Origin of the sequence: Pseudomonas cichorii (genome assembly GCF_015471405.1) — a bacterium.
Lineage (GTDB): Bacteria > Pseudomonadota > Gammaproteobacteria > Pseudomonadales > Pseudomonadaceae > Aquipseudomonas > Aquipseudomonas serbiensis.
The window spans coordinates 114,447-129,161 of record NZ_BLVZ01000015.1; the positions used below are offsets into that span (position 1 = coordinate 114,447).

Genomic DNA, 14,715 nt, shown 5'->3' on the forward strand with positions numbered 1-14,715 from the left:
ACTGAGTAGACAGGGAGACTATATCGTGAAAAGTTCGATAAAATTTCAGGTCACGATGCCATCCGCTTGCGGCTTGTCCGGCGGTCCTTCACAGAGCTCTAAAGTGAGCCTGATTAACTTCATTAACACCTGTGCTGCATCCTGAACTGGCTTGGTGTAACGCCCCAGCACTCTTTAAACTTTCTACAAAAATGCGAAGCACTGCTAAAACCACATGAATACGCGATATCCGTGAGGCTTAAGCGATCATTGCTGCGCAATTTCAACGCCTGACTTGCCTGTTCGAGCCTCATTTTCCACAACAGCTTTTCTACACTTTCCCCGTGCACATCCCTCATCACTCGATTGAGCGTCCTCACGCTAAACCTCAATGCTTTCGCCATTTTACTGACCGAAAAAGACATATCATCCAAATGCGCACTCAAATACTGGATACTCAAATCCCTGTAATGACTATTTTTTGACTTCGCCAAATCAAAGGGCACGATGCTATAGCTCTCGATAGTCTCCTTCAGCAAATAAATCAATGCTTGCAGTATACGCTCTCCTGTCTCCGCCCCGTATGTCAACTCGTCGCAAATGAGTGTCAATGCAGAGTTGTAGAATAACTGTGATTTCTTTTCACGCGTGCTGTCAAAACGGAAAGGCAGTTGCATCTCGACCAACGACAGTATTGAATCTATTTGACTTGCCGGAAAGGTCATCATGATCAAGTGCACATCCTCATGAAGAAGCACTTCAGTTTCGACCCCGAGATTAAACAATCCCCAATCACCGGGTTGTAAGGTGATCATTTTATTATTCTGAACGTACTGAATACTTCCTTTTCGCTGAAAAACCAAAAATCTCCTTGCAGGAAGCGAGTGCGTCTCAGGCAATCCACTACAACCAATCTTCCATGGCGTAGAACGCAGCGAGGTTACATTGAATTCACCGAACTGCTGAGCGTAGAAATGAGCGTTGAAACCCTCCGTCACACCATGAATCTTGAAGCTCTTCTCCCAGAGGTCCGTGGGAAAATTACAGACATTCTCATTAAACATATAAAACCATTGAAAAACACGTTGCTCCGGAGAAAATTCCGACGCCCACACAGATGCCTTGTTCATTTTAACTCCTATTTGACCGAACCATGGCTCGCACAATCAATTCTTTGACCTGTTCAGACAAGCCAGAACACCGTGCTCATAGATAAGATGTACCAAGACGTTTAAGACATCACACCTGGCTTCTTACTTTCTCTTGATACGACAAGGATTGATGCATGGCCGACATAGACTTCTATACGCTCTTCTCTGGCTTACCAGACCGGGATGACGATCGCTTTTCGCAAATAGAGAGATTCTATTTAGTGCATCGACATGCGTTATTATGCACCCTGCCCTGGCTGGCTGCCGAGCTGGCCGAAAATGACGGCATTCTGACAATGTCCTGTTTTATCCGACGTTATGGAGGAAGTCGTTTGTACATAAATAAATCCCATCAAGATTTTTTAAAAAAGATAGAAATTATTATTTCAGAAAAAACACACAAACAATTCATTACTCATGTCGGTGCCAGTGGCAGCCTTGATATACCCTCTGCCTGGGGTATCTTTAATGCGTTTAGAAAAGTGGCTATACAACAGGCAATTACAGAAGACATGCCTGCGCAGAAAATTGCCAATTGTTTTGGAGTCACTGAACGCCACCTCCGCAATCTCGCCCACAGAGAACTACTTAAACACACCGTCAGCTAACGAAAATAAATATCCACCGATCGTAATCTGCCTGCCTAGGTGGAACGGTTCCATCGTTTTGATTTATCAAGGAGCCCAGGGAAGTTCGACGATGATCAGTTGCGCACTAACCCATTGAAATCAATAAATAAATACCCGTGAAACGGCCTGAATACAGGGGTGCCTGCTTCAGAAAAACAGAAGCATATGCAAACACACTTGCACTTCGGTTCGATGCCGGCAGCCTCGATAACGCCCAAAAAGCCGATAACGAACGGATCAAAATAAACCCTGAGCCATAAGTAAAACTGGGCAGTTCTCTATAAAAGACAATGTTCGCCCTGAAACAAGGCGTGTTCGATACACGCTGCGGCAACAGTCAATTGACACTGATGAGCGTCTGCATAAACAGCCAACACCCTGATAGATATTGATTCATTTCCTTTACGCATCCAAAATCATTGTGGGAGCACAACGTGGAATATCATATAACAGTCGGATTATTATTCGCGGCTTGGGCAACACTCGTCCTGACAATTAAACGCTTAGCCCATCACGTCAGGGGAACAGGTGAAGTCAACATTTCTCTCCTATGGCTCATCATCGTCATTGCACCCAGCGCGTTTCTACCCTTTAAAGAGGCGATGTTTATTTTAATAGGCACATCGGTCTCACTGACCCTGGCAATTCAAACACGAAAATGGTTTTTACCTTTAACCAATACAATGGGCATAGCAGTCACGACCGTAGAGTATCTGCCCTTTTTCTTAATGCTGACAGCCCTCGTCATCCATTATGCCTCCCTTGAAATAGAGGGATCAATTGTTGTCGGAATACTATTTTCATTTATTTATATGATGCTCACGGCCCCCTTCAAGCCTCTGTTAAATGTTCCTCAATTCAACATGCACTTCCCGAAAATGACACGCGCTCGCGAGCGGTTGGCAGAGCGCAGTGATTTCGACAGCGTGTGCGTCCATCTGCCCTCTTATTCAGAACCTCCCGAAGTCGTCAAAATGTCTATTGATGCCATTGCAAACAACTTGGGGAGACAGTCACATCTTTTGGTCATCGACAATAACACTAAAGATGAGCAGATCTGGCAACCGTTGGAAGCGCACTGTGAAGTCAAGGGCGAGTCCGTATCATTCAGGCATGTCGAAGGAATCACGGGTGCCAAAGCAGGTGCGTTGAACTATGCGCTTCGCCAGTCACCGTCTCATACAGAATTTATTGCCGTTGTGGACGCAGATTACATCGTGGAGTCAGCTTACTTTGAGGAGTATCAAAAGCTTTTCACGGACCCGGATATCAGCTATGTCCAACTCAGTCATGACTATCATAGCTACGAAGAAAACGTTTTTTTGGCGGGGTCTTACTACACCTATACGCCCTACCCCAAAATGGTATTGCCTGCGCTGGATGAATATGACGCTGGCCTATCGATTGGAACCATGTGCCTGTTCCGTCGCGACGTTATTACTGAAATAGGCGGATGGGGTGAGTGGTGCTTGACAGAGGACTCTGAACTCACAATAAGAATGGGGCTGGCGGGCTATAAGGGAAATGTGTTGGGCGATACGGCAGGACGCGGACTGTTGCCTGAAACATTTGAAGCCGTTAAGAAACAGATTTTTCGCTGGGCAGCAGGCCCGACACAACAGTTACTGCATCATTGGCGAGGCTATTTATCCGCGCTGACCCTAGGACAAATGAAATGGAATACTTTCATTTTGATCATGCGTACCCATCTACACCGCTTCGCCATACCCTTGAACATGCTTATCGTCGTATTGGCGATAACGGTTTTCCCCGCATGGGCCGAGTCGGACATCCCTTTCAGTATACTGGTTTCATCCATCATATTCAGTGCGGCCCGCGTGGCACTGCTTTATGGTGACAAATGGATTACATTCCAGATGATGGGCGGCGTACGGGTCAAAGACTTCTTGAATAGTATCCTTATCGAGAATGCCTTGAGATGGACAAACATGTGCGGCTTCCTGGCACCGCTCGTGAAAATTTCCCTTCCATGGAACAGAACCGAGAAATTCCCTAAAGCACGAGAATCAGGACGGATGTTGCGTTCGGTCGCAACCGAACTCAAGGTTGGCATATTTTTTGTTGCCCTGACGATGGGAGGACTCATTAATTATTATGACGAGTTACCTAATTTAATAACCTTGGCAGGAATGGCTGGGCTCTGGACCGCTACAACCTTTCTAGGAGCGGGGTGGGCGGCTTATCTTTCCGAAAAATCACTACCGAAAAATTTATGACTTAACCAGCCCATACACTGCACTGAATCAGCAGTTGAGTTATTGACACTCAACTGCTTGCGTAATGGGTAACGGCGGAGGCCTTGTATGATCTCCGTGAGCCTGGTGAGCCCCCAACGAAGCGGGAAGTGATCCGCTACTGGCGTCGCACATGCTCCAGGAAGACAGACGTCATCCATTGCTGAACGTCGGGTACGCACTTAAAATGCCATCGCTGAGAAGCTGTGAACGATCCGGCTTGCCAGTCAGACCTATCCGACACTTTGAAATGGAATTTCGCATGAGTGGCAAACCTGCTGCCCGCCTTGGCGACCCCACCAGCTGCCCACTGCCTGGGCACGGCACCAACCCGATCGCCAGCGGCTCCCCCGATGTAAACTTCGACGGCCTCCCCGCAGCCCGCATGACCGACAAATCCGCCTGCGGCAGCCCCATCACCGGCGGCGTCAGCTCAACGGTCTTCATCAACGGCCTCAACGCCGCGACAATCGACAGCACCGGTGCCCACGGCAACATCATCATTGGCGGCTCCGGCACGGTCATCATCGGCGACACCTTCGTCCCGGCCCCCTTCAGCGGGCTGCTGCCAATGCCCGTGCATTTCAGCGACAAGCTCAAACTCATCAACGAAACCACCGGCGAACCCATGCCCAACCACGGCTACGCCATCCAACGCGCCGACGGCAGCATCGAAGAAGGCGTTAGCGATGCACAGGGCTTTACCCACATGATCAGCTCGCATCTGGCTGAAAACATCAAACTGTTTGTGGAAGATTGAAAATGGCCGCTGAACAACAAGCAGAAGAGATTGTGCTTTCAAACGGGAAGAGAGCGTGTGTGGCGACGACGCATACGTTGACGGCGGTTAATGATGCCGTAGTTAAAACGGTGCCGGTGGCAGAGAAGAAGGCGGTGGTGTTTTTTATTGGGGGAGCGGCGGATCAGGAGTCGTATTATTTTCAGGGGCCCTTTAAAAACGTTAACGATGCACAAGCCATTCTGGACAGTAAGGTTAAATATGCTAAAAATCTATTACCGAAATATATCAGCGAGGTGAAAAGCTATAAGCATGCAAAAGGTTCCAGCGATATCCAGAAGAATTTCATTGATAAAATACCTAACAAATCATGCCCGGTTTATATCGTGGGGCATAGCTTAGGCGGATGGAATGGGGCTCACCTATCAAGAATCCTGTCGGAGGCCGGTTATACCATTAAGTTCCTGGTCACACTGGATCCGGTAGGGGAAGGTCTTCTCGTATCGCTAGGCTCAGACATCTATATGTCAGAACCGTCACCCGTTGCTGAAACATGGATTAATATTCGGGCAAAATCCAGCAAACCCGATTCATCAGATGGTGTCGCGAGCTTTGGAGAACACTGGAATATAACTTCATGTCCAACGATAAATAAAACTGCTGACATACACCACTACGCAGCGAACAGAATGTTCATTGAACCCGTTGACGGAACAAAATCCGCGTGCGATCTGATTTATGATTCAATAAACGGTATTTTTGGCCAATGAACATATATCGTAGCTTCTTTTTTTTAAGCATACTCTTGTGCACCGCATGCGTAAAAACAGCACAAATACCGGTAGCTGACCTTAATCTTTTATCATTCGGACCAGCACCCAAATACCCTTACACTGTCACTTTCAGCTCAAGCGTGGATCTGCAGTATGCATTCAATGACTATGAAAATAGCAACCAATTAAACCCCAGCTTCATCTGCTCTCTGGATCCTGATGCACAACTTACAGTAGAAGCCCCCATCAACATAGGTGCTACAGGACGAGTAGAGGCAAAAAGTTCAACAAGACCAAACTACATCTTCACCTCCGAGCTTATCTTTCGCTTTAACAATCCTGATGGCACTCAACGGGACTTAAACGACTTCGAGGCTTTTAAACCACTACTTGAGGCAAAGGAGTCAATCCCTTGCAGAGTATTCATAACGGCGTATGGATATAAAGCCTACTACACCAATATACTTTTTATTCCCTCCAGACTCATTCTAGAGCAGATTAACAAGTGAGAATCGCAAATGGCTATTCGTAGGTCCAGTACAAGAGTTAAAGTCTGCATAAAACCTAATCATTGACGCTAGCAACAGACTTTTAGCACATGAGCATATATCACTCTTTTATTTTCGCAATAGCACTTTTATGTACCGCCTGCGCAAAAACGCCAAACATCCCACGCGCAGAGCTTAGGTTATCGTCTTTTGAGCGAGGCCCCAATAACCTTTATACGATTGAATTTACCTCAAGCATTGACCTGATGCGCGCCTTCAACAATTACGAAAACAGCAACCAACAACGCCCAGTATTGACGTGCTCTCTGGATCGCGATACATACTTTTCTACAGATCATGTCATTAAAACAAAAGCCAGTGGCTTAGTAGAGGCAAAAAATCAAAGCAGGCTAAACCGCGACTTCACTTCCGAAGTGTATTTTTCTTATTCCAACCAAAAAGGCAGCGAAAGCATTCTGAGGGAGTACGACGACATAAAAGCATTGATTGAGGACCAAGTATCAATCCCTTGCAAAGTCCGTCTCACAGCTTCATGGGGATACGATAGTTACTACACCAATACCTTCTTTATCCCATCAGCGCTAATACTGGAAAAAGTGAGAGAAAATAACTCAATCACTGAAAGCCCCCTACCTACCGCGCAGCCATTTATTGCAGATCGCTGGCCTCCTACTTTAATATTCCCGGCGATTGGAATCCCTCTGCCTGCGCCTATCGTCATCATCGACGACACCTTCTTCTCGGCCCCCTTCAGCGACAAGTTCAAACTCATCAACGAAACCACCGGCGAACCCATGGCTAACCACGCCTACGCCATCCAGCGCGCCGACGGCAGCATCGAACAAGGTGTCAGCGATGCTCAGGGCTTCACACATAGGGTGAGATCGCATGTGGCTGAGAGCATTAAAGTGTTTGCGGAAGATTGAAGATGGTTCGTTGAACAACAAGCAGAAGAGGTTGTGCTACCGAATGGGAGGACAGCACGTCTGGCGACGACCATTGACGGAGGTTAATGATGCTGTGGTTAAAACGGTGCCGGTGGCTACCGACTAGCACAGGAAACTGCATCGGTTACGTATGCAGCCTCGCTATGCAGCATAAAGCGCGGATCACCAGCCTGCTGGCACAACCAGCACCATGCCATCGAGCTCATACTCATCTACCCGAAAGAAGTCGCCACATCCTGGCGCGTTCAACAAACTCGCGAAAGGCGTTACCGCCATAACCTCCTTGACTGATGCATTGCAGTGCTCGCCACAATTCTTCCGTATAGAGCCTCCCCTACTAAACATGTGAACCGTACGAATGAGGCGGTCATTGTTGATTTACCACCCATACGGCCTGAAAACGTCTGACACACACAAAAAAGGCCAATCGACAGAAAAATTCCCATCTATGTTTTTGCGCAAGAAAAAAAAATTAACACCAAAAACGCATAAACTATTGATTTATATATAAATTTTACACATTTGCTTTCTCAAACAACATTATGATTTAACGCATAATTGAAAAAATGAGAAAATGCCACTTGCAAATTGATCGGGAGAAAAATTAGTATGGCCACATGCCAATCATTACAGAAGCATTCCAGACATGAACGAAAAAATTGTCCGGCCGCCATACGCTTCGTACCGCAGCTTTGAAAGCCTCTTGAGCGAGCTGAAAGATCACGAGGTTATGCCTGCTGTGATTGACCGGAGCACCCTTCAAAAGCGCTCGGGCTCAGAACAATCGGCTCTACTCGCAACCTTTAAATGGTTTGATCTGATTGATGAAAAGCATGTCCCCACAGCTCTACTTGACTCGTATATAGCTGCTGATCAGGAGCAAGCGAAATCATTACTTAAAGAAATGATCGAAAGTTCCTACACTTTTGTTTCTGACGGAACATTCAACCTTCGTAATGCAACATCAAATCAAATGGCAGATAAGTTCCGCCAGTACGATATTTCTGGATCAACACTTACAAAATCTGTCGCCTTTTTCCTTGCTGCCGCTAAAAGCGCGGGCATTTTCGTAAGCCCTCACGTAAAGGCACCATCAGCTCCAGGCGGGAACACAAAGAAAAAATCGCCAAAATCAATGCCAAGTCCTGTAGAACAACCTTTAGTTCATGGCACGCAGCAGCAATCTTCTGCCCCCCATGCAAACTCCAAAATGATCCGCATTCCCATACCAATCATGGGCATGGACGATGGATCAATCAATTTGCCGGACAATATGGATGCTAGGCAATGGGCATCAGTCATCAAGATGACTGAGTTCATTCTTCAAAACTATCGAGACACAATGGCAGCAACACCACCAGCAAAGGCAGAGGATGATTTGATATGAGAAGAGGCTGCGCCATTTATGTCAATTCTGCCGACATAGATGGCCAATAAAAGAAACGCCCCGATTCAAGGTATCCATCTGTCTGAAGGACTTGAACCGAGGCGGTGGCAGACACCGCTTTCTCTCTGAGATTGGATGCTTCCTCTGACCCCTCTGGAAAAGGTAAATGGTCAAAGACAGCGTCAAATCCTGTGAAAAAGCTCGCGGCAAGGCAGTTGAGGGCGTCCCTCTACCGATTACCATTTGTGTCCTAGCGGCTGGAGTGTAGCACAACAAAGGTAATTTCCTATCGCCCTCACAAACCTGTGTACGAGGTGACGTATGTCTCCAGTCAAATCAGTGTTTGTGACTACATATACTCGGATGCGCTTCGGCCGCCTCGAGCGTGTGTGCTCCCACTGGCGTAGCAGCCCAATGTAGGACGCACCAGCCGGAGGAGATACTCCTCCGGCTTCTCCCGCAGGAAAGCCGCACAAAAACAATCCAAAGGGTGATCCCCCCAGAGTCTCGACGCAAAAGCAAATACTACCCGCGTTACAGATGCTTTTTGTACACAAAAGGAGTAGTAAAGATCTGATGAGCCACGAGCTTTCATGATGCAGCACCTAGATTTACTAGCGCCATGCCATGCTTAATAAATTTTTCGGATGGTAAGACGTTAATTACAACGACTTATTAAGAAAGGTGGCAACCCCACCAGCCACACCCCGGCACACAATGTTCCCGCTATGGCTGCTCCCTTCCGGGCCTGACCAGGTTGACGGGTAATCGTTGCGGGGGGACCGATGGGGTCACCATAACGACACTCGCCAGTCGGCGAGCCGCGCCATTGTACCGGTCTGGCGCGAAGTTACAACCCGTAATCCAGGATAAAAATTCGAGATTGCTCAAGCACTTGTGTCACAAGGGCTGGGCGGGTTGCAGGGAGCGGGTTCGGGGCTTATAGTCGCGCCGTCGCTGCATATCAGCGATGGGGGTGTGGAAGCCCGGCCGTTAAGAGACACAGACGCATGTATCAGCAATCGGAAACCATCAGGAGCCCGACAGCTGTGTTATGGCGGCTGTGTGCTGGGGCACCTTCGGGTGCGCCGGGTACTCTTACCGGTCTTCCACACCCGCACACAGCTGCCACCCACTCATGTGGAAGTGAGTTTTTGGTAGCTATAACCCAAAAACAAGAGAAATCAATCATGTTCAAAATCACACCCAATCCCCCTGCCCTCACGCCCTGCGGAGGTGCAGCATGACCCGCTTTGTCCCGCTCAAAAGCAATAACACTGATAACCCTGTGATGCATATCGACAGTCAGGCCCCACTGGATTTTCTGTTTGCCAGTGCTGACCGGCGTATTCGTATGGCTCGTCGCCTCTTGGAATGTCTGGACGGGGCCGATGACGCTGATGTGCGTTATATGGCCAATGCGGCGCTGATGCTGTTGAGCGATGGCTGTGATGCGCTGGATCTGGTGGAGAAGCAGGTGTTTCGGCCTGGGTTGGACAGGGCAGTGGTCAGGCATTAGCAGATTGGGGGCCTGGGTGATGCCGTCGCGGCCAAGGCCCCTCCCACAAGTGAGATGTATGCCTGATTGATCGGTATTTCACGGTTTGTTCGCGAATGAATTCGCTCCTACGGGGTGGTGGAGCCTTGGATGACGAGGTGGATGAAGTGCAGTTTGGCGATGGCCGGTGCGGGCAGGACGAAGGGGTAGAAGTCGGGCTGGCCCATGCTGCGTGACAGTTCGTTGAGCATGCTGGCCAGTTCTATCCAGGCGTTGATGAATGAGAGGAAGGCCGGGCCGTCGGGGTGTTGGGGGTCGTAGAGGGCTTGCAGCGGGAACGGCTGGTAGTCCAGCTCCATTTCCCGCGCACTCATGCCCAGGCCCAGCGCGGTGTCGACGGCATCCATCATGTGCAGGTAGTGCGCCCAGGTTTCTGCCCAGTCTTCCCAGGGGTGCATGGTCGCGTAGGCGCTGACGTACTGTTGCTGCCAGCCTTCCGGGGCGCCGTTCTGGTAGTGGTTCTCCAGCGCGTCGGCATAGCTGGCGCGTTCGTCGCCGAACAGGTTGCGAAAGCCGTGCAGCCAGTAGGTGTCGGCAATCAGCCGGTCCCAGTAATAGTGCCCCACTTCATGGCGGAAATGCCCCAGCAAGGTGCGATAAGGCTCGTGCATCTGTACGCGCACGGCTTCGCGGTGGGCGTCGTCGGCTTCTTCGATATTCAGGGTGATCAGGCCGTTGGCGTGGCCGGTGGTCGGCGGTTTACCTTCCAGGTCGATGCCGACAAAGTCGAAGGCCAGCCCGGTGTCTTCGTCGCTGGTCTTGGGGATGACTTCCAGCCCCAGGGAAATCAGTTGCGCCACCAAGCGCCGCTTGGCGGTTTCGACCTTGCGCCAGCGCTCGGGGTTTTCAGGGACAGAGAGGTCCGGGATAGTGCGATTCAGGCTACAGGCGATGCAGTATTCACCTGCATTGTGAGCCGGAAACAGCCAGTTGCAGGCGGCTGGCGTGTGCAGGTTGGCGCAGCGTCGGTAGAGGCCTGCGCCGGGGTCTTCGCTCAGGCGCCAGGTATCGGGCTCGGCGGCGGCTTCGATTGTGGCGATGCGTTCCTGTTCCGGTAGATAGCCCAATGCCGCCGAGCAGGCCAGGCACTGGGAGTTGGGAAAGAACACCGATTGGCCGCAGCGGCACTGCCAGACCTTGCTGTTGCGCTTTGTTTCGCTGATGAAGGGGGCAGCGATCCTTGAACTGAGTTGTTCGAAAAAGCGGTACATGGTGGTTTCCCTGGGGTCCGTGAACAGATTTCGTACAGAGCCTAGATCATGGGCGGTGACAGGGGTTCCGTGTTTTTGGGGGGCCTGGGACATTCAATCAGATGGCTGTCGCGGGCAAGCCCCCTCCCACAGGGATCTTTATTCCACTTCAATGCCCTGCCCGCTCAGGAATGCCACAAAGGCTTCTTCATCCAGCACTTCCAGGCCCAGTTCGTTGGCCTTGGTGAGTTTGGAGCCTGCGCCGGGGCCGGCGACGACGGTGTGGGTTTTGGCGGAGACGGAGCCGGATACCTTGGCACCCAGGCTTTCGAGCTTTTCCTTGGCGATGTCGCGGCTCATGCGTTCCAGCGAGCCAGTCAGGACCCAGGTCTGGCCGGCCAGCGGCAGGCCTTCGACGGTTTTCTTCTCGCTGCGCCAGTGCATGCCGAATTCCTTGAGCTGCGCTTCGATGGCTCGCGCCCGCTCGGCGTTGGCGCTGTCATCGAAGAACTCGCGCACGGCCTTGGCCTGTTTCTCCGGCAGCGCCTGACGCATGTCCAGCCAGTCGGCGCTGATCACGTTTTCCAGCGTACCGAACTTGTCGGCCAGTTTCTGCGCGCCGCCCGGCCCAACCGAGAAGATGTGCAGTTTGTCGATCAGGCTGCCCAGGGTGGTGCTGGCCGCAAACTCGGCACCCAGTTCGCCTTCATCCTGCAATTGCAGGCCACTCTCGCCCAGCAAGGCATCGATGACTTCACGGTTGTGGCTGTCCTCGAAGAAGCTGTGAATTTCGTGAGCGACTTCCAGGCCGATATCCGGCAGGTAGGTGAGCACTTCCGGCAAGGCCTTGCGCACCCGCGCCAGGGACGCCAGCGAGCGGGCCAGCACCTTGGCGGTTTCTTCGCCCACATCGGGAATGCCCAGCGCGTAGATGAAGCGCGCCAGAGTCGGCTTGCGGCTGTCAGCAATGGCCTTGAGCAGTTTGTTACTGGAGACTTCGGCAAAGCCTTCCAGGTCGATGATCTGTTCGTATTGCAGTTTGTACAGGTCAGCGGGCGAGCCGATGAGCTTTTCGTCCACCAGTTGCTCGATGGTCTTGTCGCCCAGGCCTTCGATGTCCATGGCTCGACGCGAGACGTAGTGGATGATCGCCTGCTTGAGCTGCGCGCCACAGGCCAGACGGCCGACGCAGCGATAGACCGCGCCTTCGCTGATGGTTTCCTTGCCTTTGCTGCGCTTGACCAGTTGCGTGCGCTCTACGTGGGAGCCGCAGACCGGGCAGGTTTTCGGCACCTCCACCGGGCGGGCGTTTTCCGGGCGGCGTTCGGCCACCACTTGCACCACTTGCGGGATGACGTCACCGGCACGGCGGATGATGACGGTATCGCCGATCATCACGCCCAGGCGTGCGACTTCGTCCATGTTGTGCAATGTGGCGTTGGACACCATGACGCCTGCGACCTTGACCTGCTTGAGGCGTGCGACCGGCGTGACTGCGCCCGTGCGCCCGACCTGGAATTCGACGTCCAGCAGTTCGGTCAGCTCTTCCATGGCCGGGAACTTGTGGGCGATGGCCCAGCGCGGCTCACGGGCGCGGAAGCCCAGTTCACGCTGGGAAGCCAGGTTGTTGACCTTGAAGACCACGCCGTCGATTTCATACGTCAACTGGAGGCGGCGTTCACCGATATCGCGGTAATACGCCAGGCACTCTTCGATCCCGTCCGCCAGTTTCAGCTCGCGGCTGACCGGCATGCCCCATTCCTTGAGCTTGTTCAGCATGCCTACATGGGTGTCGGAAATTTCGGTAGAAACCTGGCCCAGGCCATAACAGCAGAATTCCAGCGGGCGGTTGGCGGTGATTTTCGAGTCAAGCTGGCGCAGGCTGCCTGCCGCCGCATTACGCGGGTTGGCGAAGGTCTTGCCGCCGGTTTCCATCTGGCTGGCATTGAGCCGCTCGAAACCGGCCTTGGACATGAAGACTTCACCCCGCACTTCAAGCACGTCAGGCCAGCCTGTGCCTTGCAGCTTGAGGGGGATATTGCGCACGGTGCGCACGTTGACGCTGATGTCTTCGCCGGTGGTGCCATCACCACGAGTGGCGCCACGCACCAGCGCGCCGTCGCGATACAGCAGGCTGACCGCCAGGCCGTCCAGCTTGGGCTCGCAGCTGTATTGCACCTTGGCGCCGCTACCGAACAGGTCGTCTGCCGGCAGGTCGAGGCCTTCGCTCACGCGGCGGTCGAACTCGCGCATGTCGGTTTCTTCAAAGGCGTTGCCCAGGCTGAGCATGGGGACTTCATGACGCACTTGAGTGAAGGCCGAAAGCGCCGCGCTGCCAACACGCTGGGTCGGGGAATCCGGGGTGACCAGATGCGGGTTTTCAGCCTCAAGGGCCTTGAGTTCGTGAAACAGGCGATCGTACTCGGCATCCGGGATGCTGGGTTCGTCCAGCACGTGGTAGCGGTAGTTGTGTTGATCCAGCTCTGCGCGCAGTTCCAGGATTCGGGTTTCGACGACCTTCATACAATGTTCTCTCAAAAAGCAAAAAAGCAGCCGGGGCTGCTTAATCTGGCATTTCCGTGGGAGCGAATTCATTCGCGAGAGGGCCGTACATCCGAAGAAGGTCTATCGTCGTCAATGGCGTCTCGCGAATGAATTCGCTCCTACTGTCAGCGGCGCTGGGTTAATGCGCGGCGCTCGAATTCGACAATGCGCTGGCGGTAATGCTCAATGGTTTGAGCGGTCATGACGCTGCGTTGGTCGTCTTTCAGTTCGCCGTTGAGTTCATGGGCCAGCTTGCGGGCTGCGGCGACCATGACGTCGAACGCCTGCTTCGGATGACGCGGCCCAGGCAAGCCCAGGAAGAAGCTGACGGCACGGGTGCTGAAATGGTCGATGTCGTCCAGATCGAACACGCCCGGCTTCACGGCATTGGCCATGGAGAACAGGACTTCGCCATTGCCAGCCATGCTTTCGTGACGGTGGAAGATGTCCATTTCGCCGAAACGCAGACCGCTTTCCAGGATGTTCTGCAGCAGTGCAGGCCCTTTGAAACCGCTTTCGTCACGGCAGATCACGCTGATGACCAGCACTTCTTCGACAGGCGGCAGGTCCTTGTCTTCGGTGATGCGCTGGGCCGGCTTGTCGTCCGGGAAGTCGTCGTTGCGATCGGTGAACAGGCTAGGGCCGTCCATATCCAGGTTCAAGTCGCCCTGTTGCGGCTCGTCCTTGCGCTTCTTGTCGCTGTTGCTGCGTTTGCTCTCACGCGGGGTCGCACTCAACGACGGCAGGTCCTGCTCGTCCAGTTGAGGTTCCTTGTGGGTATCCAGCACGCGGGGTGGGCCCAGCAATTCTGCGGACGTGGTTTCATCGTCGTCCGGCAGATTGGAGAAGCTTCGGTCGAGCCTGAATTTCAGTTTCCCCTTGCCGCCGCGCATACGGCGCCAGCCATCGAAGAGAATACCGGCAATGACAATAATGCCGATGACGATCAGCCACTCGCGCAGACCGATTTCCATGTAATCCAGTGCCTCTAATGAAGAATTTTCAAAATAAGGGCCTAAACCCCTTTAATACGTGGTGCCAAGTCTATGTTCTA

At 52.2% G+C, this 14,715-nt stretch carries 12 protein-coding genes and 1 other RNA gene; 8 read left to right on the forward strand and 5 right to left on the reverse strand.

Annotation, left to right across the window (positions count from 1 at the left end; genetic code table 11):
• Positions 1 to 122: 122 nt before the first annotated feature.
• Positions 123 to 1,109 (reverse strand): helix-turn-helix domain-containing protein, encoded by a 987-nt coding sequence (locus JL015_RS22200; RefSeq protein WP_025259286.1) that lies wholly within the window; start codon positions 1,107 to 1,109, stop codon positions 123 to 125.
• A 155-nt stretch (positions 1,110 to 1,264) separates the two neighbouring features.
• On the opposite strand from JL015_RS22200, the gene JL015_RS22205 reads away from it, so the two are divergent.
• From JL015_RS22205 to JL015_RS22235, 7 genes are all read left to right on the forward strand, one after another.
• A complete protein-coding gene (locus JL015_RS22205; RefSeq protein WP_025259285.1) occupies positions 1,265 to 1,738 on the forward strand; it encodes a hypothetical protein in 474 nt (157 codons plus the stop codon).
• A 455-nt stretch (positions 1,739 to 2,193) separates the two neighbouring features.
• The gene (locus tag JL015_RS22210) at positions 2,194 to 3,996 is read left to right on the forward strand and encodes a glycosyltransferase (protein ID WP_147471842.1); all 1,803 of its coding nucleotides are present in this window, start codon (positions 2,194 to 2,196) and stop codon (positions 3,994 to 3,996) included.
• Between the two features lie 280 nt (positions 3,997 to 4,276).
• Positions 4,277 to 4,774 (forward strand): PAAR domain-containing protein, encoded by a 498-nt coding sequence (locus JL015_RS22215; RefSeq protein ID WP_122320717.1) that lies wholly within the window; start codon positions 4,277 to 4,279, stop codon positions 4,772 to 4,774.
• Between the two features lie 2 nt (positions 4,775 to 4,776).
• The gene (locus JL015_RS22220) at positions 4,777 to 5,523 is read left to right on the forward strand and encodes an alpha/beta hydrolase (protein WP_122320719.1); all 747 of its coding nucleotides are present in this window, start codon (positions 4,777 to 4,779) and stop codon (positions 5,521 to 5,523) included.
• The gene (locus JL015_RS22225; protein ID WP_122320721.1) at positions 5,520 to 6,035 is read left to right on the forward strand and encodes a hypothetical protein; all 516 of its coding nucleotides are present in this window, start codon (positions 5,520 to 5,522) and stop codon (positions 6,033 to 6,035) included. The genes JL015_RS22220 and JL015_RS22225 overlap by 4 nt, the downstream gene beginning before the upstream one ends.
• An 89-nt stretch (positions 6,036 to 6,124) precedes the next feature.
• On the forward strand, positions 6,125 to 6,961 hold the full coding sequence (locus tag JL015_RS22230) for a hypothetical protein (RefSeq protein ID WP_201019993.1): 837 nt from the start codon (positions 6,125 to 6,127) through the stop codon (positions 6,959 to 6,961).
• 667 nt (positions 6,962 to 7,628) lie between these two features.
• Positions 7,629 to 8,369, forward strand: coding sequence for a DUF5343 domain-containing protein (locus tag JL015_RS22235; RefSeq protein ID WP_201019960.1), 741 nt, complete (start codon positions 7,629 to 7,631; stop codon positions 8,367 to 8,369).
• 691 nt (positions 8,370 to 9,060) lie between these two features.
• On the opposite strand, the gene ffs is transcribed toward JL015_RS22235, so the two are convergent.
• Positions 9,061 to 9,157: signal recognition particle sRNA small type (gene ffs, locus JL015_RS22240), an RNA gene on the reverse strand.
• Between the two features lie 455 nt (positions 9,158 to 9,612).
• Here ffs and JL015_RS22245 point away from each other — a divergent pair.
• Positions 9,613 to 9,888 (forward strand): hypothetical protein, encoded by a 276-nt coding sequence (locus tag JL015_RS22245; RefSeq protein WP_122320727.1) that lies wholly within the window; start codon positions 9,613 to 9,615, stop codon positions 9,886 to 9,888.
• A 107-nt stretch (positions 9,889 to 9,995) separates the two neighbouring features.
• On the opposite strand, the gene JL015_RS22250 is transcribed toward JL015_RS22245, so the two are convergent.
• The 3 genes from JL015_RS22250 to zipA all read right to left on the reverse strand — a co-directional run bounded on the left by JL015_RS22250 (position 9,996) and on the right by zipA (position 14,635).
• Positions 9,996 to 11,138, reverse strand: a complete 1,143-nt coding sequence (locus JL015_RS22250) for a zinc-binding metallopeptidase family protein (protein ID WP_201019961.1) — start codon at positions 11,136 to 11,138, stop codon at positions 9,996 to 9,998.
• 138 nt (positions 11,139 to 11,276) lie between these two features.
• Complete coding sequence (ligA, locus tag JL015_RS22255; protein WP_201019962.1) at positions 11,277 to 13,640, reverse strand: NAD-dependent DNA ligase LigA; 2,364 nt, start codon at positions 13,638 to 13,640, stop codon at positions 11,277 to 11,279.
• Positions 13,641 to 13,786: 146 nt separating this feature from the next.
• The gene (zipA, locus tag JL015_RS22260) at positions 13,787 to 14,635 is read right to left on the reverse strand and encodes a cell division protein ZipA (protein WP_122320733.1); all 849 of its coding nucleotides are present in this window, start codon (positions 14,633 to 14,635) and stop codon (positions 13,787 to 13,789) included.
• Positions 14,636 to 14,715 lie beyond the last annotated feature (80 nt).

What these genes read in the sequence shown, in the direction of transcription:
- JL015_RS22200 (WP_025259286.1), bottom strand. Translation starts at nt 1,109, where the DNA reads ATGAACAAGGCATCTGTGTGGGCGTCGGAATTTTCTCCGGAGCAACGT.
- JL015_RS22205 (WP_025259285.1), top strand. Translation starts at nt 1,265, where the DNA reads ATGGCCGACATAGACTTCTATACGCTCTTCTCTGGCTTACCAGACCGG.
- JL015_RS22215 (WP_122320717.1), top strand. Translation starts at nt 4,277, where the DNA reads ATGAGTGGCAAACCTGCTGCCCGCCTTGGCGACCCCACCAGCTGCCCA.
- JL015_RS22220 (WP_122320719.1), top strand. Translation starts at nt 4,777, where the DNA reads ATGGCCGCTGAACAACAAGCAGAAGAGATTGTGCTTTCAAACGGGAAG.
- JL015_RS22225 (WP_122320721.1), top strand. Translation starts at nt 5,520, where the DNA reads ATGAACATATATCGTAGCTTCTTTTTTTTAAGCATACTCTTGTGCACC.
- JL015_RS22230 (WP_201019993.1), top strand. Translation starts at nt 6,125, where the DNA reads ATGAGCATATATCACTCTTTTATTTTCGCAATAGCACTTTTATGTACC.
- JL015_RS22235 (WP_201019960.1), top strand. Translation starts at nt 7,629, where the DNA reads ATGAACGAAAAAATTGTCCGGCCGCCATACGCTTCGTACCGCAGCTTT.
- JL015_RS22245 (WP_122320727.1), top strand. Translation starts at nt 9,613, where the DNA reads ATGACCCGCTTTGTCCCGCTCAAAAGCAATAACACTGATAACCCTGTG.
- JL015_RS22250 (WP_201019961.1), bottom strand. Translation starts at nt 11,138, where the DNA reads ATGTACCGCTTTTTCGAACAACTCAGTTCAAGGATCGCTGCCCCCTTC.
- ligA (WP_201019962.1), bottom strand. Translation starts at nt 13,640, where the DNA reads ATGAAGGTCGTCGAAACCCGAATCCTGGAACTGCGCGCAGAGCTGGAT.
- zipA (WP_122320733.1), bottom strand. Translation starts at nt 14,635, where the DNA reads ATGGAAATCGGTCTGCGCGAGTGGCTGATCGTCATCGGCATTATTGTC.